Source organism: Pseudomonas sp. NFACC56-3 (assembly GCF_900100025.1).
In the GTDB taxonomy this organism is placed as follows: Bacteria; Pseudomonadota; Gammaproteobacteria; order Pseudomonadales; family Pseudomonadaceae; genus Aquipseudomonas; species Aquipseudomonas fluorescens_AA.
Genome location: NZ_FMTK01000001.1, coordinates 140,828 through 164,634, shown reverse-complemented (window position 1 = coordinate 164,634; position 23,807 = coordinate 140,828). Strand labels below are relative to the sequence as shown.

The window sequence follows — 23,807 nt, the reverse complement described above, 5'->3', positions numbered from 1 at the left end:
AATAAGAGCTTGCATTTAAAACCTCAGCTCCCTTGGTCGCAAATGCCTTCGACCTATTTTTAAAATGCAGGGAAAGCATATGGATCTTCGCCAACTGCGCTATTTCATCGCCCTTAACGAACACCGCAGTTTCGTACGCGCGGCGGACGCCATGGGCATCACCCAGCCAGCGTTCAGCCGCAGCATCCAGGGGCTGGAACAAGAATTCGGCTGTGTACTGGTGGACCGTGGCCACAAGGATCTGCGCCCCACCCCCGAGGGCCAAGTGGTGCTGCAACACGCACTGACGCTGGTGCATGGCGCAGCCTTGCTCAGCAGTGAAGTGACACGCATGACCAAGCTCGACGCCGGCGACCTGCGCTTCGGCTGTGGCCCGGCACCCGCCGTAAAACTGGTGCCCGACGCCGTGGCGCGCTTTATCACCGCCCACCCGAAAATCCGCACCGGTTTCCAGGTGGATAACTGGGAAAAACTCAGCCGCGCCCTGAGCCGAGAAGAAATAGAATTTTTTATCGCCGACATTCGTCAGTTCGAAACCGACCCGAATTTCCAGACCCGCGCGCTGACACCCAAGCGTGGGGTGTTCTTCTGCCGGCCTGGGCACCCGCTATTGGCCAAGGACAGTCTGTCGACCAACGACATGTTCGATTACCCGCTGGCGGCGCCGCTGATCTCCCAGGGCATTCGCAAACTGCTGGCGAACCTCAGCGGGCGCATGGATTTCTCACCGAGCATCCAGACCGAACATTTCCCGGCGCTGGTCAAGATCGTGCTGCAGTCCAATGCCATCGGCGTGGGCACCGAGGAAGCCTTCGCCGACGACATCGCCCAAGGCACGCTGGTGCTGCTGCACTGGCGCAACCTGCCACACAACATGGACACCCTGAGCGCCCGCTGCGGCATCGTCAGCCGCACCGGTTCACGCTTGTCGCCAGCGGCGAAGGCGATGATCGAGACGTTGCTGGAGGTGGATCAGCAGGCCATCAGCATGGCGGTCTGATCGGCCTCTTCGCGAGCAAGCTCGCTCCCACATTCGATTACATTCATCCTGACGAAACGCGGTCGAATGTGGGAACGCCGATTTGACTGCTCGCGAAAGCGATACCCCAGGCACCACCAGATTCAGAGCCCTGCCGAGGCCAGGTTCGGCGCCACCCAATCACTCACCTGGAACGGCCGGCGAATCAGCTTTTCCTTCGACGCCAGGTCGACCGCCCCCTGTAATTTGCCCAGGAACACCGGGTCCAGGGTCGACGGGAAGATCTCGCTGAGGGCCTGGTCTTTCAAGTCATTGGTCAGGATCAGCGGTGGGTAACTGGCCCGCCCCGACACCAGTTGGATGTAGGCCTGCTTGTTGTTGTCATCGGTCAACCATTGCACCGCTTGCTGCTGGGCCTTGAGCAGCTTGGCCACCGCGTCGGGATGCTCGTCGACGAACTGTTTGCTGCCCACCAGCACCCCCTGCACGCTGCCGGCGCCACCGAGGTCCTTGGTGGTCAACGGTATTTCCGCCAGCCCCTTGGCCTGCAATGCGCTCAGGCTCGAGCCGCCCCAGGTGGCGTCAATCTGCTTGGCGGCCAAGGCCGCGCCGGCTGCGTTGAAGTCCAGGTTGATGACTTTCAGATCCTCTTCACTCAAGCCCTGGCTGGCCAACGCGGCGTCGAACGACAACTGGCTGGCCGTGCCGCGAAACACTGCGACACGCTTGCCCTTGAGGTCCTGCAGGGTCTTGATACCCGAGCCCGGCACCACGCCGAGGTACTGCTTGACGTCCCGTGCGATGGCACTGAGCAGGCGGGTATCCAGGCCGTTGGAACGACCGATGATCGCGGCCAGATCCCCCAGGTAAGCCAAGTCCACCTGGCCATTGGCGAAGGCTTCGTTGATCACCGGGCCCGCACCCTTGAAGTAATTCCACTGAATCTTGATGCCTTGGTCGGCAAAGGCTTTCTCGAAGATCTGCTGCTCGCGCAACACATCCGTTATGCCGCCGCCACTGTGCTGGCTGCCAGCACTGAGGTCGGGCACGGCAATGCGGATCTCCTTGAGTTCGGCAGCATGCACCAGCCCGGCCAACGCAGTGCCCGCGAACAGAGTGATCAGACGTTTAAAAGGCAATTTCATAAGCGCAGCTCCTTGTGGGCGAGGGTCGCCTGGGAAGCAGAAAGTAGGCACACGCCGGGCAAAACTTTAAATACTATAAATTCACACTTTAATAGCTTTTAGACCTATGCAAGTTAAAACGCCGGCCCCAGAGGACTATGCATAAACAGCATCGAAAATATTCTTCGAATGCATTGGATGCGTGCAGGACAGAGGCTTTAAATGATTTTTCTTATCCCTCAATCATCTTGATTGCGTTTTTATAAGATCAGAATCACATAACGCCATTGGCGACAACGGAGGTCTTCCATGGCCCGAACCTCACTTTTGAGCTTGCCGCTCGCGGCCCCCAGCGCCACGTCGCACGGGCCGGTACTCAATGAACGTCTACTGCCATGGCTGCTGCCTCTGGCGCTTTGCGCGCTGTGGTGGCTGGGCAGCCGCCATCACTGGATGAGCGAACAGATTCTGCCACCGCCGTCTCTGGTCTGGAGCAGCGCGTTGGAACTGGCCGGCGGCGAGCTGTGGAGCCATCTGGCAATCAGCTTGCAACGCCTGTTCTGGGGGCTGCTGGCGGGCATTGCCAGTGGGGCGTTGCTGGGGGCACTGCTAGGCTTCAGTGCGCGCGCCGAGCGCCTGGTATTTCCGACGTTCAGTGCGTTGTCACAAGTGCCGACGCTGGCCTGGATCCCGTTGTTCATGGTGTTTTTCGGCATCGGCGAGACCCTGAAACTGGTGGTGCTGGTGAAGGCGATCGTGGTGCCCGTGACCCTGCATACCCTGGTGGGCGTACGCGACGCCCAACCCCATTTACGTGAAGCCGCCCGCGTACTGCGCCTGCCCTCCCACCTGTTGATCCGCCGCCTGATCCTGCCCGCCGCACTGCCGGCCTTCATGGCCGGCGTGCGCCTGGCCCTGGCGGCCGGCTGGACCTCACTGCTGGCGGTGGAGTTGCTGGCTTCCAGCGAAGGCATCGGCTACCTGATGGTCTGGGCGCGCCAATTGTTCATGCTCGATATCGTCTTCGTGTGCATCGTGATCATCGGCGTACTCGGCGTGGTGATGGATCGCGGCATTGGCTGGCTGGACCACAAATGGGTGCACTGGCCGCACTCGGCCACCGCGCAGATTCGACGCGGCCCGCGCTATCAAGGCTGGCAGCGCCTGCAACCGTGGCTGCTGCCCCTGCTGCTGTTGAGTCTGTGGCAGGTGGCGACGCAACAGGCTTGGGTAGACGCAAACATACTGGTCAGCCCCTGGATCGTGTTGCACACCACCATCGCCGGCGCACTGGACGGCAGCCTGAGCGGCGCCTTGGGCACAAGCCTGAAGCGCACCCTGGGCGGGTTGCTGCTCGGCGGCGGCCTGGGCTTTGCCATGGGCCTGTGGCTTGGGCTGTCGCGACGCAGCGAACGGGTGCTGGGACCGACCCTGGCAGCCTTGCGCCAGATCGCGATTTTCGCCTGGGTACCGCTGCTCACCGCCTGGTTCGGTCTGGGTGAATTGGCCAAGTGGGTATTCATCGCCCTGGCGGCGTTCTTCCCGCTGTTTATCGCCACTCAACGCAGCGTGCTGAACCTCTCGCCACAGCTCAGCGAGGCCGCTCAGGTGCTGCGCCTGAGTCTGACCCAGCGGCTGCGCCGCCTGATCTTGCCAGGCGCTGCCGCAGGGATTTTCGCCGGCCTGCGCCTGAGCCTCATCTACGCCTGGCTGGGTACCATCGGTGCGGAATATTTCATGCCGTCCAACGGCGGTATCGGCAGCCTGATGATTGGCGCCCAACAACTGCTGCGCATGGACCTGATCATGAGCGGCATGCTCCTGGTCGGCCTCACCGGCGCAACCCTCAACTTGATCGGCCAACGCATCGAAACCCGTGCTACCCGCTGGAGACACGCATGAACGCACCGATTGTCAGCTTCAACCATGTGGGCAAGTCCTTCGACGTCGACGGCTTCGAGTTGGAGGCTATCCGTGAATTCAACCTGGACATTGCCGAAGGCGAATTCGTCGCGATCGTCGGCTCCAGCGGCTGCGGCAAATCCACCCTGTTGCGCCTGCTGGTGGGGCTCGACACCCAGTTTCGCGGCGAGATTCGCGTCGATGGCCAAACGGTCAACGGCATCGGCGGCGAGCGCGGCATCGTGTTCCAGGAGCACCGCTTGTTCCCTTGGCTGACCGTCGCGCAAAACATCGGCCTGGGGCTGGTCAACGAGCCCCTCGGCGAAGCTGAACGTAACCGGCGCATCAGCGACTTTATCGAACTGGTGGGCCTTAGCGACTTCACCCGCGCCTATCCTCACCAGCTATCCGGCGGCATGGCGCAACGGGTGGCGATTGCCCGAGGTCTGGTGGCCAGCCCGCGCATCCTGCTGCTGGACGAACCCTTCGGCGCCCTCGACGCCCTGACCCGCCAGCAGATGCAGGACGAACTCCTGGCGATTCGTGACCGCGCCAAGATCACTACAGTGCTGGTGACCCACGATGTGGAAGAAGCGATTTTTCTCGCCGACCGTGTGGTGGTGATGGAGCCGAGGCCCGGGCGAATCAAGCAAGTCGTCGACGTTGCCCTGCCCCATCCACGCCAACGCAGCAGCTTCGAATTCCACCAGTTGCGTGAAGAGCTGCTGCACGAGTTGACCAGCGATGACCATTACCAGCCGCCGGTGCGCGAACAGATCCGCGATTTGCCCCTGGCCTTTATCGCCTGCTGAAAGACTGCCTGCCAACGAGGAACGCCTTGATGTCGCAACGTCCCAATTTTCTAGTGATCCTGGCCGATGACATGGGTTTCTCCGACCTGGGTGCGTTTGGTGGGGAAATCGCCACGCCGCACCTGGACGCCCTGGCACTGAATGGCCTGCGGTTGACCGATTTCCACACCGCCCCCACCTGTTCGCCAACGCGCTCGATGCTGCTCACCGGCACCGACCACCATATCGCCGGCATCGGCACCATGGCCGAGGCGCTCACCCCCGAGCTGATCGGCAAGCCCGGCTACGAAGGCTACCTGAACGATAAGGTGGTGGCGCTGCCGGAGCTGCTGCGCGAAGCCGGTTACCAGACGCTGATGAGCGGCAAATGGCACCTGGGCCTGACCGCCGAACTGGCGCCCCACGCTCGTGGTTTCGAGCGTTCGTTCTCGTTGTTGCCAGGGGCGGCCAACCACTACGGTTTCGAACCGACCTACGACGAGCACACGCCGGGCCTGCTCAAATCCACGCCGGCGCTGTATATCGAGGACGATACCTTCGTCGAGCAACTACCCAAGGACTTCTATTCCTCCGATGCCTTTGGCGACAAACTGCTGCAGTACCTCAAGGAGCGCGACCAGGCCCGGCCATTCTTTGCCTACCTGCCGTTTTCCGCACCGCACTGGCCGTTACAGGCACCCGCCGACATCGTTGAAAAATACCGTGGCCGCTACGACGCCGGCCCCGAAGTATTGCGCCTGGAGCGCCTGGAAAAACTCAAGGCCCTGGGGTTGATCGACGCCGATGTCGAACCCCACCCGCTGATCGAATTGAACACCCAGTGGGCCGCCTTGACCGATGAGCAGCGCCAGGTATCGGCCCGTGCCATGGAAGTGTATGCGGCGATGGTCGAGCGCATGGACTGGAACATCGGCCGGGTGGTGGAGTACCTGCGCCAGCAAGGGCAATTGGACAATACGTTCATTGTGTTCATGTCCGATAACGGTGCCGAAGGTGCCTTGTTGGAGGCCTTCCCCAAGTTCGGGCCGCAGTTGCTGACCTACCTCAACCAGCATTACGACAACAGCCTGGACAACATCGGCCGCGCCAACTCCTACGTCTGGTACGGGCCGTCGTGGGCGCAGGTGGCAACGGCGCCGTCGCGGCTGTTCAAGGCATTTACCACTGAAGGTGGGATTCGTGTGCCGGCGCTGGTGCATTACCCCCAGCTGTCGCTCCAGGGGCGCATCAGCCATGGGTTCGGCACAGTGATGGACATTGCACCGACCATCCTGGACCTGGCCGGCGTACGCCATCCCGGCACACAGTGGCGCGGCAGGCCCGTGGCGCCGTTGCGTGGCAAATCGTGGCTGGGCTTCCTGTCGGGCGAAACCCGCGAGGTGCACGACGAACACACCGTCACCGGCTGGGAGCTGTTTGGCCGCCGCGCGATTCGCCAGGGCCAGTGGAAAGCCGTGTACATCCCCGGCCCCGTGGGACCGGCGACCTGGCAGCTGTATGACTTGGGCCAGGACCCGGGCGAAATCCATGACCTGGCGTTGAGTCAGCCGGACAGACTGGCCATTTTGATTGGCCACTGGCAGCAGTACGTCGACGAAACTGGCGTGGTGCTCAGCGCATCGCCGTTTCAGCCGGATTGAATGTCCGACCTAAAAAACCCTGCGCCCTCAGGATTGCCCTATCTGGAATGGAACGGTATGAGGGTGGCGGCTTTCGCAAGCGCCACCCTCATCCTGTTTGCAGCTTCTTGAATTGCAAGGCTCTGCGTTTCATCAGGACACTCCCAGAATTGAAGACAAGTGTGCATTCAGAAACTTGCCGCCCGGGTCCAGGTGCTCACGCACGCGCGTGAACTCCTGCCAGCGCGGATACAGCGCCTGAAGATTGCGCGCATTGAGGCTATGCAACTTGCCCCAGTGGGGACGTCCGCCGTATTTCCAGAAAATGGGCTCCACCGCGGCAAAGAAATTATGGTGATCCATCTGGTAGTACTGATGCACCGAAATCGAACAGCTGTCGCGGCCCTCGAACATGCTCAAGGGAATATCGTCGGCCTTCACATAGCGGTACTCGATGGGGAACCAGGTGCTGAGGTTCCGGTCGTCGATCAGCTTGAGAATTTCGCGCAGGCAGGCAGGCCCAGCCTCCGCCGGAACCGAATATTCCATCTCGTTGAAACGTATCGTGCGCACGTTGGGGTAGATCTTGAACGAATCGCCGACCCGGTCTTCGAAATCGGCGATAAAGCGCAAGCTGTTGAGCAATGTGCGCCTGGCTGCGGGAAAGTCGCTGCCGTACTTATCGAGTTTCTCTACGATCGTGGCGAACTCGTTAGCGCTCGCCTCTTCCGGACCGAGGGCCGGTGTTTCAGGGTCGGTGGTTTCGTTCAGGGCAATCGAAAGCGCGTAGTCGGAATGGGTCAGCACGAGCATTTCCCAATGATCGTTTTCCCGAACGTTTTTTTCCACGTCCTCCAACAGTTCCTCGGTCTTGGCGACCCATTGACGCTCCCGCAGCCGGTAAGGTGTGCGGTTTTGCATGCGCACCTTGGTGGCAATGCCCAGGGCGCCCAAGGACACCCGCGCAGCAGTGTAAATCTCGGTATTGTGCGTAGCGTCGCAGTCAAGCACCTCACCCTGGGCGGTTACCAATTGCAGGCCACTGACAAACCCGGAATACGAGGTGAAGCGTGTTCCGGTGCCGTGGGTCGAGGTCGAGATAGCGCCAGCCAAGGTCTGGTAATCGATGTCGGCCATGTTTTTCAGCGCCTGACCGATCTCCTTGAGCGCCGGCCCCATGCGCGACATCGGCGTGCCGGCGCCAAACTCGGCCTGCAGCGTCTTGCTGTCATGACCGAGCAAACCGTTGAAATAGCTCAGCGACAAAATAGTATCGTCGGTCGGCACCAACGCACTGAACGAGTGAGCTGAGCCCACGGGACGGATCTTGCCCGGCGCCTGGCGTATGACTTGAATCAGTTCATCAAGATCCTTTGGCGCCAGCCTCTTCAGAGGCAGGCAGCTTTGCCCGCCGGACCAATTGCGCCAAGGGATAAGTCGAGGCGCACGAAGCATCTGAGCCACCGCGCTGTTGCTGGTTAACGCCGTAAACGCGCCGGCTATGGCAGCACTCTGCAACAGCTGACGTCGTGAGATATCCGTAGCCATGAGGTTTTCCCGATTGTTCTATTGGATTTCCTGGCTGGACATAAAAGCCGTCAGCGCCAGGAATTGTTCTTCCGAGCACTGCACGCAGAGCCCCATGGGCGGCATGCCGTTATAGCCATTGATGATGTGGTCGAGCAGCGTGTCCGCCCCCTGCGCGATCCTGGGGGTCCACGCCTTGGCATCGCCGGTTTGCGGTGCGCCCGAGGCCGGGTTGGCATGACAGATTTTGCAACTGGTGTCATAGATGGGCGCGAGTGACGGGTCCGAGGGCATCGCGTTGGTGGCATGATTAGTGGTGGCCGCTGGTGGTGACTCATCACCGCAGGCACTGAGCAGGCCAATCAAGGCTGCCAGCAGGCTTATAGGAACGATACGCAGGGAAAACGGGGGGGATGGCCACATGGCTTTCTTCTCGGGAGTGCTCGTCTGACAGGCTTTTTGTTATGGGAAGCGACCGCGTATGCAGTTAACGGCACATTAAGTCAGGAGCCCGGCACTGTTGAGGGTAGGCGTGGCCAGAAAGGGGGCATTAACGGCCACGCTTGGCCAATCGCCAGTTTGAATGGGATAAACCTGTTGTTTCGACTGGCGTCTCCTGCGCTGCCTTGCCGGCATGAGCAAGGACTTCGGTATTGACCCGGTACGTTTATGCATGGGCCTGGGTTTGAGATAGCGAACCTTCCAAACCCGGACTGCCTGGTGTCCTTTCGTCAGGCGGCGTCCATGATCCGCCGGGCACTTGCTTGCGCCAAGGATCGCGACCGTGGGCGAAGCCCATTGGGCAGAAAAACGCATCGCGACCTACGACCCGCTGAGCCACCGGCAGGTAATGAAGGTGGCGACTTTCGCAAGCGCCACCCCCTTCCTGTTTGCAACTTCCTGAGTTGTGCCGGGGCGCCTTCTAGAGCGCCTTCTCGGCGTTAAAACCGTCGAAGTTTTCGAAGACCCCCATAAAGCCCGGGACAGTCGACTCCCGTGCCCAGTCGCGCTGGAGCTCGCAGTACATCTGCACACGGCTGATGAGTTTCGCGCCCGCCTGTTCGATTCGACGAAGGGCGGCCTCGTGCGCGGCGACTGACGTGCCACCGACCGCATCGACCGGCACATACACTTCATAGCCTTCCTGGATCGCGTCCAGTACAGGGAAAGTCAGGCAGGCTTCGGTCCAGAGCGCGGTCATGATGAGCTTGCGGCGGCCGATGCCCTTGACCGCCTGCTTGAACTCAGTGTCTTCCCAGCTATTGATCGAGGTGCGGTCATAAGTCGGAAGATGGCCGAGCACGTCCTGCAACGCTTGGATCGGCGGTTTATTGCGACCGGTCGCGACGTTGACCGTCGAATGAATGATAGGAAGGTTGTAGTTGATGGCCGCCTTGGCAACGCTCGTGATGTTGAAAACGAGCTCGTCACGGGGCATCGAGCGAATCGAGGAGACCTGGATCGGCTGATAATCGATGATGATCAGCGCGCAATTCTCAGGCGATAAGAGATGGTCGGTATGGGGGTTGCGAATAGTCTCGCTTGTCATTGTCTGGTCCTGTTCTCAGTTGTGATGCACGTGTGCCAGAGAGCCAACGCTCACTCGTATGGACGGGCATGGCCCTGACGAAGTGTCTACTGATGTTGTCAGTGGATTTGGGTTTCCAGGCAGCATGTGCCACTGGCGACATTGCCCGGAAGCAAGGATTATGCTGTTCCCATTTCCGACGCAGTAGTCGCAACACGAGGCTAACTGTGTCGCACAAAGAGGAACGCTGACGTGGATATAGAAGAGCTGCAAACATTCGTGGAAGTGGCTGACGCAGCGGGCGTTTCGCCTGCGGCGCTCCGGCTTGGCGTATCCAAGTCGATCGTCAGCCGCAGGCTCGCCCGGCTTGAAGCGGAACTTGGCATCCAGTTGCTTGCACGAACCACGCGCGGGGCCGCCCTCACTGAAGCCGGGGCCACGTTCCGAGATTACGCGGCCAGGGTCTGCGCCGAAATCGAGGCAGCCAGAGAAACGATCCTGCCGACAGGCGCCCTTCGTGGTCGCTTACGCGTCGCGGCGCCGCTGTCTTTTGGCCCGACCCATTTCGCGCCCATGCTCGCGCAAATGGCACACCGTCACCCCGAGCTTCATATCCAGACCTGCTACAGCGATCGCTTCGTTGATCTCATTGCCGAGGGGTTCGATTGTGCGATACGCGTCGGATACCTCTCCGACTCCAATTTGATCGCGAGGAAAATCGGCCCGATCTACACGAAACTCGTCGCAAGCCCAGACTACATAAAAGCGCATGGGGCACCCGAGACACCGGACGAGCTCATTGCCCATGAGGCTCTCCTGCAGGGTACCGACGCATGGCAATTCATGGAGGGTGACAAGGTCATCACGGTTCGTCCGCAGGGCCGCTTCAAGGCGGACAACGGCATAGCGCTCGTGGCTGCCGCAACCGCGGGACTCGGCATCGCGTACCTACCGGATTGCCTGACTTATGAGCATGTAAACTCAGGGGCGCTCGTGCCGATCATGACCCGGTATCCACCACCCCCGGCAGGTGTGTACGTGGTCCGTCCGCCAGGCCAGCATCCGGCACGGAAGATACGAATGCTCACAGAGCTTCTGATCGAGTCATTCGGACAGTCTCCGCACTTTGCGGGGCCTGCTCGTATTTGATGCGACAAAGATCACCACGGGTTGTCCATGGCCACTTCGTGACTCAAGCTAAAGCGCCATGGACAACCTCATCCCGTCATAAATCGCGGCGTGAATATCCCGGCTGTTCACCGCATCGCCAATCCTGAACAACTGAAACCCAGGACCGCCCTCCCCCAGCAATTGGGGTTTTATGTCGATAAAGGCTTGATGATCCAGTTCTCCCCGATTGCGCGACAGCGCCTTGAGTTCGAAATACAAATCGTCCAATGGCAGGATGCCGTGCTCAACCACGACCTGGTCCACCACCCGTTCGCTGGTGATATCCGCGTACCTGTTGCGCAAGGTCGCCACCAATCTGCCGTTCTCACGCCGCACCCCCGTCAATTGATGACTCAAGGTCTGTTGCACGCCATGTTCGGCAAAGGCCTTCAGATAAGGCGGCGTGTTCAAACCACCAATGTCCGGGCCGAGCATGCGTTCGGGCGTGACGATTTCCAGTTTGCGGCAATGATCGAGCATGAACTCCGCAGCGGTCAGCGCCTGATGACCGCCGTTATAGTCAAACACCAGTGCCGACTCTGCCGGCTTGACGTCGCCAGCAAGGATATCCCAGGTACTGACGACCCATTCGTTGCCATACTCAAGAACCTCGGTGTTCGGCAATCCTCCGGTGGCAATGATCACTACGTCCGGTGACAGCGCCAACACCTCCTCTTTCCCGGCATAGCAGTTGTAGCGCAATTGCACGCCCAAGCGCTCACATTCACTGACGCGCCAGTCCACCACGCCGATCAATTCGCGACGGCGCAATGGCACGGATGCCAGACGGACCTGCCCGCCCGCCTGGCTGTTGGCCTCGATCACTGTCACCTGATGTCCGCGCTCGGCAGATACCCGTGCCGCCTCCAGTCCGGCAGGACCGGCACCGACGATCAGTACCTTGCGAACGGGGCCGCCCGACGGGGTGATCTCATGAGGCAACTTGCTCTCTCGCCCAATAGCCGGGTTATGCAGGCAGTGAGCCTGGCCGGAGATATAGATCTGGTCCATGCAGTAACTGGCCCCCACGCAGGGACGAATCCTCTCTTCGTGGCCGGCCAAGACCTTGGCAATCAAATGCGGGTCGGCGATCTGCGGACGGGTCAGCCCCACCAGATCCACCAGCCCTTCACGCAGGGCGTGACGGGCTGTGGCGACATCGCTGATCCGTGCCGCCTGCATCACCGGCACCGACACCGCACGCCTCACGGCACCTGCCAATTCCAGGTGCGGTCCGGCAGGGGTGCCCATCCCGGGAATCACCTTGGCGATGCCGACATCGTTGTCGATACGCCCCTTGATGACGCTGATGAAATCGATGCCGTGATCGACCAGGGTCTGCGCGATGGCCAGGCCCTCCTCACGACCCAGCCCGCCGGGCATATCATCCTCGACCACCATGCGAATGCCGACGATGAACTCAGAGCCCACGACCTTGCGGATCGCCCGCAACACCTCCAGCGAAAAATGCATGCGCCCTTCCAGGCTGCCCCCCCACCCGTCGTCACGTTGGTTTGCCGGAAGCCAGAACGAATCCATCAAATGACCGTAGGCCTCCAGTTCGATGCCGTCCAATCCCCCCGCCTTGCAGCGCTGCGCGGCGTCGGCGTAATGCTGAATGATTCGCGCCAGGTCCCAGTCTTCGGCTTTTTTGGTGAAGCTGCGGTGGGTCGGTTCGCGTCCATGGCCAGGCCACACCAGCGGCAGCCAGTCAGCGTGAAAGTTACTGCCTCGCCAGCCAAGATGGGTGAGCTGGCACATGACCGCGCTGCCATGCTGATGCACGCCATCACTGAGCTCGCGCAACCAGGGCACGATTTCGTCGCGGTACATCTCAAGGTTGCCGAAGGCCGGTGGACTGTCCGGTGCCACGATGGAGGAGCCGCCAATCATGGTCAGTGCGACACCGCCCTTGGCCTTCTCTTCGTGATAGAGCCGATAGCGCTGCCGTGGCATGCCCTGGTCGGTATACGCGGGTTCATGTGACGTGCTGACGACGCGATTGCGCAACTGCAGATGCTTGATGGCGAAGGGTTGCAGCAGCGGATCATTACTGGACATGGCGGTGCTCGCACTGGAATCCGAGATAGCCGAAGCCTTAAGGCTTGGGCTTATAAACGAAGGCGCCGTCAGGCAATCACTGCGCGGCGGCCGTCGCCTGGGGTGCAAACATCGCATCGAAAGTCGGCTTGTTGGCCGCGTAATAAGCTTTTACCGCGGCGTCGGCCGAGCTGTCCTTGGCTTGCAATAACAGCGCTTCAAGCTGCGGCAGCGGTAATTTGTAATTGTTCAGGAAGGCTGCGACGGCCGGCTCCGCTTCGCGAAAACCAGGGCGGCCGATGACATGCACCTGCTCGGTGCTGCCGAAAACGCCTTTGGGGTCATCCAGATAACGCAGCTTCCATTTGGCGAACATCCAATGCGGGTTCCAGCCATTGAGCAGACTCCAACGCCCACGCTCGATTTCCCGGGCGAATTGCGTCACTTCCGCAGCGCCGGACGACGACACCAGCTTGTAGCCAGTGATGCCATAGACCTCCATGGCCTTTTGCGACAACGTGGATTGGCCTGTGCCTGGTTCCGGCCCGAGAATCGTGCCGCGCAATTTCTCACGCACTTCCGGCTTGTTCAGGTCGGCCATGCTGCTCAGGGTTTCGCGGGGAATGGAATCAGGAATGGTCCATCCTATGCGCCCCTCATAGAGCACACCGAGATCTTCCAGCTTGTCCTGGTATTTGTCCCAATATCCCTTGTGGGTGGTGGGCAGCCATACCATTGGAATGAAATCGATGGCGCCACTTTCCATGGCCTTGAATTGGATTCCGATATCGGCCATCACCAGCTTCACAGGGCGTTGCAATTGCTGTTCGATGGCGTAAGCCGCGAGCTTGGCGCTGATCTCGGCATCGGGCCAGGCCACCCAGCCAATACGGATTGGTTGCGGCTCGGCCGACCAAGCGGTGCCGCCTAGCAGACAGCCTGCGATTGCCATTACTTTCAGGCCGTGCGTAAGTCCTTTCATCAGTGCGTTCATAGTGACCTCTGACGGTATCGGTTTTGCAAGGTTGACGAATAGGCCAAGCCCTGAAGGCCTGGTGGGCCTGATCGGTACGCGTCAATCAAGCCAGACGACGTCAAGCCGCTCAAACGATTTAAAGTCAGGTGGCTGGATAACCTTTTGTAATGTGAATGCCGAGTCATTCGGTAACAGCCGCAAGGGCCGCTCTCCATGGAAAAACTACGTCGTCGCCTGCCTCCGCTGACTGCCCTGGTGATTTTCGAAGCGGCCGCACGCCTGCTGAGTTTCACATCGGCAGCGCGGGAAATGTGTGTGACCCAGGCCGCAGTGAGCCGACAGATCCGGGTACTGGAGGAATCATTGGGGCAGCCGCTGTTCGTGCGCGGCCATCGCCATATCAGCCTGACCTCGGCCGGCCGACGTCTCTATGCCACCGTGGACCAAAGCCTGGAGCGCATTGCCGACACCGTGCACGATCTGCGCAACGGTGTTTCCGGAGTCGTTACCTTCGCGGCCACCATTGGCTTTTCGACATACTGGCTGCGCCCTCGCCTTCAAGCCTTCCAGCGAGCGCATCCGGACATTGGCGTGCGCCTGCTGGCACTGGATCGCGATTTTGATCTGGTGGGCGAAAACATCGATATCGGGTTCACCACTGGCAGTGAAGGACAGGGCCCCGGGGTCAGGCTGGATCGGCTTTTCGATGAGACGATACTTGCTGTCTGCTCCCCTTCCTATCTGGGCGATCGCCAACTGCATGAGCCGCGACAATTGCTGGAGGAACGCTTGCTTCACCTGGACCGTGAACACTGGCGCTGGATTCGCTGGCCCGTGGTGGACTGGCCGGTCTGGCTGCAACAGATGGGCGTCACGTATGCACCGCCTACGCCAGCGCTGTCGTTCAACAACTCTGCGTTGTTGTTTCAAGCGACATTGGAAGGCGAAGGCATCGCGCTGGGATGGGGCGCGATGATTGACGACCTGCTGGAATCCGGCGCCCTCGTTCGGGTACTGCCCCATGAGTACCGTACCAGCCGAGGGTATTACCTGGCGCTGAATCCCACCAGCATTGGTGTTTCGGCAGCCGAGGTGTTTCGTGAATGGTTATTGGCGGACATGAGCCGCCGCTGATCCAGCTCCGAGCGAGAGCGTGTCTGTTCTTCGGACGAGGCCAAACACCCGTCTGGACCCATGATGCCAACCTGCCTGTACATTTTTTGAGCGCCCGTTAAAACCCCCTGCCCACCGGGCATCAGCACGGTTATCCACAGACATACTCACGGATTTCTTGGATAACTGGATGGGCCCATGAAGCACTCCTGCCGCAGCGAACCTATGGATTCGAGCCCGCCTTTACAGCACGCCGTCATCGAAGCATCCAGCCGGGAGATGACCGACCGCGGGCCTTGCATACAAATATCCCTGCATCAGTTCGATACCCATGCCTAGCAGCGTCGAGCTTTCTTCACGGGTCTCGACACCTTCGGCGATGACCAGGATATCCAAGCGTCTGGCGACCAGGATGATGCCTTCGACGATCGCTTGTTTGACCGAGTCTCGATCGATGTCTCGGGTCAGTGCCATGTCAATCTTCAACACCTGCGGCTGGAACATGGCCAGCAGGTTAAGGCCCGAATAGCCCGCGCCAAAATCGTCGACGGCGGTCATGAAACCCTGACGCGCGTACTCCACGAAAATCGATTTGAGGTGCTCGGGGTCTACCACCTTCTCGCCTTCGGTCACTTCGAACATGAGCCTCTCTGGCGGGAAATGGGTCAGGCGCGCCGCTTCCAGAGTGGCCCGGATACACGTCTCTGGTCGGTATACGGCGTTGGGCAGGAAATTGATGCTCAGCAAGCAGTCGGGAATGTCCAGCAACCCCAGCCTTGCGGCTTCTTCGATGGCCTTCACCCGGCAAGCCTGGTCGAATCGGTAGCGGTTGTTGTCGTTCACGAGCCCCAGGATGTAGCCAGCCGATTCGCCGTTGATGCCCCTGACCAACGCCTCATAAGCAAACGCAGCGCGTGTCCGGACGTTGAAAATAGGCTGGAAGGCCATGGTGAAATCAAACCCCAACGCCTCATGGTTGCGGCATTCGGCGCAGCCGAGCGATTGGAACGGAGGGCGTTTCGTCATGATTAATATTCCGTGGCGGTCGTGATACATCCCTGCGGGTACAAGGAACTGTAGCCGACACCACCTGAATCGGCGCGGGCCGAAGTTTCTGAAACGCGAGGTCGCGTAAAGCCGCGCGGTCTCTCAGCGAATGTACGATCTTTTGACCGCCTAACGGTTTTAGCGTGATACACCTACGCCATTAACCTTACTTGCCGATAAAGATGTGAATCCCATTGGAGCTGACGATGCCCCATCGCACACCCAGACTTCTCCTCGCAGCAGCGACTGCCACGTTGGTCATGTCCGTCACGGCCGCGGTAGGTCCGTTTACCCTGTTCTGGACGAACGAAACGCGTAATGACCGCAACCTGGTAGAAAAGCAGCTGGACGGCATTCGCACGGTGCAAAGTTTGCTCGTGGATGCCGAGACAGGCGAACGTGGGTATGCATTAACGGGGATGGAGACATTTCTGCGGCCTTATTACGTCGCCACGTCGCAGCTTCCCGATGCGATCAAGCTGCTTCGTGAAAACTATCGACACGATTCGTCCGCTGAGATCGCCAAGGTGGAGGACTTCATCGAGAAGTCCGCACTGAAGCTGGACCACTTGGAAATGGTGATCAAGCTGCGCAGCACTCAAGGCGCTGCTGCGACGGTGGCCGAAATCGCCACGGGCAACGGCAAGCACCTCATGGACCAGGTCCGCGACCTGGGAGGCGAGCTGATTCAAGCTGAAGTCGAGGAAGTGGCTGTTCTGGACAACCAGCTTAACGCCAACTTGCGTTGGGCCGTCGCCGTTTCCATCGCCAGCTTCCTGCTTACGCTGGTGCTGGGGCGTTTCATTTACGTGTCCATGCGTCAGACCATAAAACGCCAGGCCGAATCGACAGCTAGCGCGCTTTCTTCAAGCACCCAACTGGGCAAAAGCCTGAAAAACCTTAAGCGGCGCAATACAGAAATAGGTTTGCTCGCAGAAATGGCTCGCCTGCTCCAGACCGAGATGAGCCAAGAGGAAACACTCCAGCTGGTCAGCACTTACTGCCAACAGTTACTGGACGGCAGTAGCGGAACGCTGTACCTGTACCGCAATTCGGCTGATGCTTTGCAACCCGCCGCAAGCTGGGGCCATGTCGAGGCTCAATCAGACGCTCTCATCGGCCCCAAAGACTGTTGGGCCATACGGCGAGGCCATGCCCATGTGGTTGAACATCGTCATGAGCTGCGCTGCGCCCACTACTCAGACAAATCGGAGTTCGACGATGGCGACATTCACTGGTGCCTGCCGCTGATAGCCTACGGAGAAACACTGGGACTCTTGCATATCCAGCATGCTGGCGGAAATGGCGATAAGGAAATCAGCCGCCAGTTTGCGGAGGCTGCCGCAGAGCAAACCGCGCTAGCGCTGGCAAACGGCAGGATGCGCCAGGTCCTGCAAGTCCAGTCGATTAAAGACCCGCTGACTGGCCTGTATAACCGTCGCTTCATGGAGGAAACACTCAAGCGCGAACTCTCCAAAGCCACTCGAGATGCAGTGGACCTGAGCGTCATCATGCTCGATCTGGACAACTTCAAAAAACTGAACGACATCCATGGTCATTCTGCGGGGGACGCGGTGTTGCGAAGCACGGCATCCTTGATCATGAAGTCAATCAGAGCCACCGATGTCGCCTGCCGCTTTGGTGGAGAAGAGCTGATCATCATATTGCCAGATTGCTCCATTGAAGACGCTCTCCTGCGAGCCGAATCCATCCGGGGTTCGCTGGAAAGCATGAGCCCTACGGATGGAATGCAGACGTTCAGCGTGACCGCATCCTTTGGCGTGGCCTCGACGACGCGTAACGGGACCGATCAAATCCTATTGCTGCAAGCAGCGGACGCCGCACTGTACAAGGCCAAGCGCGGGGGGAAAAACCGCGTAGCTTCGTAGTCGGGTCATAGAGAGGGAGAACGTAAGCCGCCTCAGAGCAACAGGCAGCCAAGGGGCGCCCCCTCTTTCTCCGATCACCGTCGCAACGCCTGTATGACCTTGGACAAAACGCCCCTGACACCCTCCCAGCTCATCCGAGAGCAACGTCAGTACCAAAACACCCGATGAAGTCACCGCAACGGTGTGCTCCAGAGGGTGGAACACCTTCCCTTCCCCTCGCAGTTCGAAGGGTTCGATCTGGACCCACCGCCCTTCAAAAAATAATCAATTTAAAAACAATAATTTATATGAATCTTTAATTGATTCTTCGAAAATATCTTGCGCGCAAACATTTTAGGCGGTAACTTTATCTCGACTGATTAGCGCGCAAATATTTATTGCGCACCACAACCACTTGGCAACCGCCCTTTTCCTTCTCTACAGGTAGTCACTCATGAAAAAGCTTCTTTCTGGTCTGGCCCTCGCCACCGCTTTCGCAGCCACTGGTTTTGCAAACGCTGCTGACGTCAAACCCACTGTGGTCTTGGTCCATGGCGCTTTCGCCGACTCGTCGAGCTGGAACGGCGTAGTCAAGATTCTGGAAAAAGACGGTTATCCGGTCATTGCGGCGGCGAACCCGCTACGTGGCGTCAGCAGTGATGCACAATCGGTGGCAAGCATCGTCAAGAACATCAAGACACCCGTGGTTCTGGTCGGCCACTCCTATGGCGGCGCGGTGATCAGCGAGGCGGCGTATGGCAATCAGAACGTGAAGGGCCTGGTGTATGTGGCGGCTTTCACCCCGGAAGCAGGCGAGACCGCGGCAGAGCTGTCTGGACGATTCCCGGGTGGCACCCTCGCCTCGGCCTTGTCGGCTCCGGTCGAGTTGGCCGATGGTGGCAAGGATCTCTACATCCAGCAGGATAAATTCCACGACCAGTTCGCAGCCGATGTGCCTGAGGCTGAAGCTCGCCTGATGGCGGCCGGCCAACGCCCCATCACCGTCGCCGCGCTGAACGAAGCCGCCACGGATCCTGCCTGGAAAACCATTCCGTCCTGGTTCGTGTATGGCGACAAGGATAAGAACATTCCTCCGCAGGCCATGGCGTTCATGGCCGAGCGTGCGCATGCCAAGCAAACCGTCGTGGTTAAAGGCGCCTCCCATGTGGTGATGGTTTCCAACCCGAAGGTGGTGGCAAACCTGATCGAAAAAGCCGCGCAATAAATGCAATTGGCAACATGAGGCCCGCGCATGCGGGCCTTTTGCCGTTGCCTGGGTCGCATTGAGCTTTTCGCCGCCCCCGTCAAGATGCTCATCGCCCGGAGAAAAAAGCCTCCAGTGCGCAAGCCAACTCGACCGGCGCCTCTTCGGCCATGTGATGACCGCTGTCAATGCCGGCGCCAGTGACTTTCTGTTCTGCCCACGGCGCCCAAACCGCAAGCACATCGCCATAGAGGTCCTCCAGGTCATCCTGCAACGACCACATCACGTGGAGCGGGCATTGAAGCTTACGACCAGCCTGACGGTCTTCCTGGTCGTGCAGATGGTCCAGCTCGATTCCTGCGCGGTAATCACCGAGCATTCCAATCACGGTTTCGGGATCGTGAATCGCGGCCTGAAAGTCCTCATAATTTTCTCGCCCCATGGCCTCTGCGTCTCCCCCGTACCACGCTTTTGGATTCGCGAGAATGGCCCTTTCTGGCTTGTCAGGCTGGGCATAGAAAAACCAGTGCCACCATTTGGACGCGAACCGTGCCCCACATCGTTCAAGCGCTTCCAGGATGGGCACGCCATCCAAAACGGCCAACTTCAACACCCGTGACGGATGGTCTAGCGCTGTGCGAAAAGCAGCGTAACTGCCTCGGTCATGGCCCGCCAAGTAGAACTTATCGAACCCAAGGCTCTCCATGAGCGCGACGCAGTCCCGGCCCTTCGCTCGCTTCGAAAAAGCACCGTAGTCATGAGGGTTCGTCGGCTTACTGGACCTGCCAAATCCTCTCAAGTCCGGGCAGACCACCGTAAAAGATCTGGCCAGCAGCGGTGCAACCTTATGCCAGGTGGTGTGGGTACGGGGGTGACCATGAAGCAATAATAACGGCGGGCCAGAGCCACCGTAACGAACGCGCAAAGTCGCCTCGGACAAGCTGATCATTTCCAACTGGAAACCTTCGAACATAATCACCCCGTGATGAGTGCTTTTCACTACACACAATAGATCAAGGTAGTCTTCGGGTACCGTTTACGCAGTTATCTCCGCTTTTCGTCCCAAGGGTGAGCCTGACTTTGCTGTCAGCCTGACACTCGCTAAGATCGCAGAAAGGCAAGAACAGACATGCAGAGGAGAATCACCCCATGACCTCGAACCTCGCAGATCTTTATAGCGACTACATCGCCTGCCTGAACGCACAGGCCTGGGAAAACCTGGGGCATTTCGTGCACCCGGATGTGGTTCACAACGCGAGACCATTAGGGTTGCACGGCTATCGAAGCATGCTGGAAGCGGATTATCGGGCCATCCCCGACTTGCGCTTTGCCATTGAATTCCTGGTGATCGACCCACCGAAGTTGGCGGCTCGCCTGGCCTTCAATTGCACGCCGGTCGGGGAATTCCTGGGCCTGGCGGTGAATGGGACACGCCTCTCCTTCGCCGAAAACGTCTTCTACGGGTTCGAGGACGGCAGAATCCGCGAGGTCTGGTCGGTGATCGACAAGGCAGCGATCGAAGCTCAGCTCCGATCAGCGTAGCGGATGCCTCAAGGCTGCAGGTTATCCAGGCCAGCTCTTCCCCATGGGTGACGGAGCAGAGCATAGACAAAGCCTTGACTAGAAATTATGGCATGGCTGGGTGACTGTGCGATCAACCACCTCGCTTTCCCAAGCCCTAGAGCATCGGTGAGCTGCTCACCACCCGCAGCGCCAACCCCTCGAACGCATCCAGCGTAATGGTGAATTCGCCCTCAGGCGTAAGGTCGCCTTCGACCCGTTCATTAATGATGTCGACCACCGGCCCCGGTGCGATATTGGGCAGGTGCAGGGTTTCAGTGATCGGGGTCGAACCGAAGTTCAGCGCGGTGATTTGCGTACCTTTGCCAGCCGGCAATTCGTGAACCATGATCAGCAGCCCCGGATGCTCGACGTCCGGAATCAGTATCTGGCGACTGGCGGCGATGTCATAGGCACGGCGCGCAGAGAGGATTTTGCGCAGCTGTGAGACGAACGAATCCGGATCTTTCAACTGGCTTGGCAAGCTGCCGTACAGGGTCTTCGGACGCGGCATCTGGCCGGCCGACAATGCCGCATCAGGGTTGAGGTCCACCAGATCGTAGGCACCGCGATGGATCCAACGGGTGTCGCCGTCGCCCATCAGATGCTCGACCTGTTCGGCCGGCAACGGCAATGCGCCCACCAGGTCCCAGCCAGACAATGCGAATACGCCGGGTTGCATCGCGTTGTACATCACCAGCAGCAAATGAACCTGGCGAATCTGCTGGATATCTGCCGTCGTAATGGTGTCGAGATCGCGAATTCCCAGCGCTGCGGTGATGATGCTCGCAGTGGTACAGGACACGCCGTTGGTGACGAATTTCAGATTATAGGGCGCATGCTCGCCGGTGAGGCGCTCGTACATCTGCTCGCGGATGTGCTCGCGCAGGATGCTGCCGGGAAAGGTCTGCCCCTGATAGAGGTAAGTATCGTGCGCGTGCAGGGTCCAGAAGTGCACCAACTCCAGGGTCAATTCATCATGATTCTGCAATGCATGGATCAGCGAACCCGGATCGATGCCGAGGGTGTGCATCTGCCGCAGCATCAAGCGCAGGAATTCGGCATCGCCCATCAGCAAGGCGTGCTGGTAGGCGGGTCGGGTGATGAAGTCGTAGGAAAGATCAGCCCCTCCGTGGGACATGGCGGCGATATCGTCTACGGTCAGGTTCAGTTCCTGGAAACTGAAGCCGCCGGCCTTGCGAATCGCTCCAGCGAGCAACTGGTTTGCGGTGATCGATAGCGGATGGCTTTCGGACCAGGCGGTACCCTCGAGCTTGCGCTCGACGCCAAGAAATCCGTTGGCGTCCAGACGCAGGATTTTCGCCCCCGAGACATCGATGGCATGCAGCGCGTCCCCGATGATCATCTGCTGAGCGGCAAAGGTCGGGTCCAGCCAGTTCAGCGAAGGTTGCCCTTCCTTGAAGTAATGCAGATAGACCCAACGGCGCGGCTTGCCGTCAACGCCCATCACCACCGGGGTCGCACTCCAATCGGTTTCCTTGACGCCTGGTTCGAAGAAGATCACCCGTTGCAACTGTCCGACGATGTAATGCTTGTCCCGCAGAACGTCGACCTGCTGCGGGGTGAGGTTCTGCGCATCGCGCCCCTCGGCAATGTCGGGCAGCAGCGGCCAATCCTCCTCGCGGATTTCCACCATGTGGTAGAGCCCCGGATAATCTTCATATGCCATCTCGGCCAAACGAAAATCCGCGCCTTTGCCGGTATGAGACGGGATGACATCCTCGATGACGACCGCATTGTGCGCGGCGGCCATCCGGGTCAACGCTTGCAACTGCGCCTCGGTGCCCAACTGCGGGTCGATGTCGAAACCGATGCGGTCAAAATTGCCGTCAATCGTAGGGGTGTAGTCACTGCCCGAAAGGCCACCGGACCTTTTCAAGGGGCCATTGTGGATGCCCTGGATACCGATTCTCGACAGCGCATGCCATAAGGTTTCATCCCCCAGCGCTTCAAGCACAGTGCCATTTTCGCGGGTAACGATGGAAGCCGGATACGCAGTGAACCACACCGACGCCAATGCCGAGGCGTCGCGAGGCCGAGTATGCGCATAGGGCTGCTGCCACATCCGTCCCTGGCCCGAGTAGAGCTTGGCGCGCTTCCTCGCAGCATTGAGCATCGATTGTTCGACCAGCCAGTCGACATGATTTTTCTCAGCTGCCGTCATGGACACAATCACCTCCGTCATGAAAAACCGCAGTCGCCCCTCTCCAACCGAAGCGCCGCTCGTTTTCATAGGAGGCCACCACGCGACATTCGTTGCATCGAATCAGGAGAAAGCCTGCGAGGTGCAATCGGCCAGCTCTACTCAGTCCTTGACGGGCCTGATCTTGCCGCTGAAAACCCTGAATCCGTAGGTGTTGTAAAAGAGCGTCATTGGGATCAAGACGGCAAAGCCAATAAGCATGAATCGCTGACTGACCGGCCCCGAAGCAGCGTTCGACAGCGTAACGTCAGGCGGGACGATAAGCGGGTATAGCGTCGCGACCATAACAACAAATCCAATGACAAAGACCCCGATCGCACAGAACAATGGCAGGTAATGAAACTGCGTTCGGAACCCTGCAAAGAAGAGCATCGTCAGGGTCAACATTGAAACGCTGGCAGGAATCATGATTTCCGGCGTCGCCAGTCGAGTCGCGTATTGGCTGGCCAAGGTCGACGTCCACCCCACAAGAATCATCAGCAACACAATCGTCAGACATGAAAGTGCCTTTGCTTGCGCACGTACTTTTGATTGCAGTTCGTCTTCCGTCCGCCAATAAAGCCAACATGCTCCCAGCCACAGATACCCCACCACCAGGACCGCGCCGCAGAAAATGGGAAATGGGCCTGACCATTCCCAGCCCGTCCCGCTGAACTGACCATCCCGGGACGACACACCTTGAACCAATGTCCCCAATACTGCCCCCTGGCACATACCCGCTACCCATGATCCCAAGCCAAGCAGCAGGTCGATAATCCGCTTTAAGCCATGGCGAGTAGCTTCATCGCGAAACTCCAGCGCCATTGCGCGAACGATCAGGGCCATAAACATGATGATGAAGGGTATATAGAGCGCCGGCAGCAGAACTGCATATGCCTTGGGGAATAACGCGAGCAACCCACCGCCACCCAACACCAGCCAGGTCTCATTGGCATCCCAGATAGGCAAGATGGAAACCGCCATGGCGCGACGATGCCTGGCGCGCCGGGTCACACCCATCAGCATTCCAACGCCAAGGTCGGCGCCGTCAAGCAACGCGTAGCTGATCACCGAAAACGCGAGCGCTGCGGCTGACAGCAAAATGATCCAATCCCCGTCGGCCATCTACCCTCCC

At 59.3% G+C, this 23,807-nt stretch carries 19 protein-coding genes; 9 read left to right on the top strand and 10 right to left on the bottom strand.

Features of this window, described 5'->3' with window-relative positions; all coding sequences use genetic code 11:
* Positions 1-79 precede the first annotated feature (79 nt).
* Entirely contained in the window at positions 80-1,000 is a 921-nt protein-coding gene (locus tag BLO80_RS00620) for a LysR family transcriptional regulator (protein WP_092326093.1), read from the top strand.
* A 122-nt stretch (positions 1,001-1,122) separates the two neighbouring features.
* Here BLO80_RS00620 and BLO80_RS00615 read toward each other — a convergent pair whose 3' ends face one another.
* Positions 1,123-2,124: an ABC transporter substrate-binding protein gene (locus tag BLO80_RS00615; RefSeq protein WP_092326091.1), complete on the bottom strand. Its 1,002-nt coding sequence runs from the start codon at positions 2,122-2,124 to the stop codon at positions 1,123-1,125.
* Positions 2,125-2,412: 288 nt separating this feature from the next.
* Between BLO80_RS00615 and BLO80_RS00610 the strand changes: the two genes are divergently transcribed.
* Genes BLO80_RS00610 through BLO80_RS00600 form a run of 3 tightly spaced genes read left to right on the top strand, consistent with a single transcriptional unit; the run spans position 2,413 to position 6,457 of the window.
* Complete coding sequence (locus tag BLO80_RS00610; protein WP_092326089.1) at positions 2,413-4,005, top strand: ABC transporter permease; 1,593 nt, start codon at positions 2,413-2,415, stop codon at positions 4,003-4,005.
* Complete coding sequence (locus BLO80_RS00605) at positions 4,002-4,817, top strand: ABC transporter ATP-binding protein (RefSeq protein WP_092326087.1); 816 nt, start codon at positions 4,002-4,004, stop codon at positions 4,815-4,817. The genes BLO80_RS00610 and BLO80_RS00605 overlap by 4 nt, the downstream gene beginning before the upstream one ends.
* A 29-nt stretch (positions 4,818-4,846) precedes the next feature.
* Positions 4,847-6,457 carry an arylsulfatase gene (locus tag BLO80_RS00600; protein ID WP_092326085.1) on the top strand — a complete coding sequence of 537 codons (1,611 nt, stop codon included), beginning with the start codon at positions 4,847-4,849 and terminating at the stop codon, positions 6,455-6,457.
* Between the two features lie 132 nt (positions 6,458-6,589).
* Here the strand turns inward: BLO80_RS00600 and BLO80_RS00595 are convergent, their stop codons facing one another.
* From BLO80_RS00595 to BLO80_RS00585, 3 genes are all read right to left on the bottom strand, one after another.
* Entirely contained in the window at positions 6,590-7,891 is a 1,302-nt protein-coding gene (locus tag BLO80_RS00595) for a D-arabinono-1,4-lactone oxidase (protein WP_256574088.1), read from the bottom strand.
* 111 nt (positions 7,892-8,002) lie between these two features.
* Positions 8,003-8,386 carry a c-type cytochrome gene (locus tag BLO80_RS00590; protein ID WP_092326081.1) on the bottom strand — a complete coding sequence of 128 codons (384 nt, stop codon included), beginning with the start codon at positions 8,384-8,386 and terminating at the stop codon, positions 8,003-8,005.
* Between the two features lie 499 nt (positions 8,387-8,885).
* Positions 8,886-9,512: a hydrolase gene (locus BLO80_RS00585; RefSeq protein ID WP_092326079.1), complete on the bottom strand. Its 627-nt coding sequence runs from the start codon at positions 9,510-9,512 to the stop codon at positions 8,886-8,888.
* Positions 9,513-9,743: 231 nt separating this feature from the next.
* On the opposite strand from BLO80_RS00585, the gene BLO80_RS00580 reads away from it, so the two are divergent.
* Complete coding sequence (locus BLO80_RS00580) at positions 9,744-10,640, top strand: LysR family transcriptional regulator (RefSeq protein WP_092326077.1); 897 nt, start codon at positions 9,744-9,746, stop codon at positions 10,638-10,640.
* Between the two features lie 48 nt (positions 10,641-10,688).
* Here the strand turns inward: BLO80_RS00580 and BLO80_RS00575 are convergent, their stop codons facing one another.
* Positions 10,689-12,722 (bottom strand): NADH:flavin oxidoreductase, encoded by a 2,034-nt coding sequence (locus tag BLO80_RS00575; protein ID WP_092326075.1) that lies wholly within the window; start codon positions 12,720-12,722, stop codon positions 10,689-10,691.
* 76 nt (positions 12,723-12,798) lie between these two features.
* Positions 12,799-13,683, bottom strand: coding sequence for a glycine betaine ABC transporter substrate-binding protein (locus tag BLO80_RS00570; RefSeq protein WP_256574044.1), 885 nt, complete (start codon positions 13,681-13,683; stop codon positions 12,799-12,801).
* A 207-nt stretch (positions 13,684-13,890) separates the two neighbouring features.
* Here BLO80_RS00570 and BLO80_RS00565 point away from each other — a divergent pair, with 207 nt between their 5' ends.
* Complete coding sequence (locus tag BLO80_RS00565; protein ID WP_092326071.1) at positions 13,891-14,811, top strand: LysR substrate-binding domain-containing protein; 921 nt, start codon at positions 13,891-13,893, stop codon at positions 14,809-14,811.
* A gap of 222 nt (positions 14,812-15,033) precedes the next feature.
* On the opposite strand, the gene BLO80_RS00560 is transcribed toward BLO80_RS00565, so the two are convergent.
* On the bottom strand, positions 15,034-15,816 hold the full coding sequence (locus tag BLO80_RS00560) for an EAL domain-containing protein (protein ID WP_092326069.1): 783 nt from the start codon (positions 15,814-15,816) through the stop codon (positions 15,034-15,036).
* Between the two features lie 227 nt (positions 15,817-16,043).
* On the opposite strand from BLO80_RS00560, the gene BLO80_RS00555 reads away from it, so the two are divergent.
* Complete coding sequence (locus tag BLO80_RS00555) at positions 16,044-17,726, top strand: diguanylate cyclase (RefSeq protein WP_092326067.1); 1,683 nt, start codon at positions 16,044-16,046, stop codon at positions 17,724-17,726.
* A gap of 433 nt (positions 17,727-18,159) precedes the next feature.
* Complete coding sequence (locus tag BLO80_RS00550; RefSeq protein WP_092326065.1) at positions 18,160-18,930, top strand: alpha/beta fold hydrolase; 771 nt, start codon at positions 18,160-18,162, stop codon at positions 18,928-18,930.
* An 88-nt stretch (positions 18,931-19,018) separates the two neighbouring features.
* Here BLO80_RS00550 and BLO80_RS00545 read toward each other — a convergent pair whose 3' ends face one another.
* Positions 19,019-19,882 (bottom strand): alpha/beta fold hydrolase, encoded by an 864-nt coding sequence (locus BLO80_RS00545; RefSeq protein WP_092326063.1) that lies wholly within the window; start codon positions 19,880-19,882, stop codon positions 19,019-19,021.
* Positions 19,883-20,058: 176 nt separating this feature from the next.
* On the opposite strand from BLO80_RS00545, the gene BLO80_RS00540 reads away from it, so the two are divergent.
* A complete protein-coding gene (locus BLO80_RS00540) occupies positions 20,059-20,451 on the top strand; it encodes an ester cyclase (protein WP_092326061.1) in 393 nt (130 codons plus the stop codon).
* A 136-nt stretch (positions 20,452-20,587) separates the two neighbouring features.
* On the opposite strand, the gene treS is transcribed toward BLO80_RS00540, so the two are convergent.
* Both treS and cydB read right to left on the bottom strand, forming a co-directional pair.
* Positions 20,588-22,654 (bottom strand): maltose alpha-D-glucosyltransferase, encoded by a 2,067-nt coding sequence (gene treS / locus BLO80_RS00535; RefSeq protein ID WP_092326682.1) that lies wholly within the window; start codon positions 22,652-22,654, stop codon positions 20,588-20,590.
* 141 nt (positions 22,655-22,795) lie between these two features.
* Entirely contained in the window at positions 22,796-23,797 is a 1,002-nt protein-coding gene (gene cydB, locus BLO80_RS00530) for a cytochrome d ubiquinol oxidase subunit II (RefSeq protein WP_092326059.1), read from the bottom strand.
* Between the last annotated feature and the right edge of the window lie 10 nt (positions 23,798-23,807).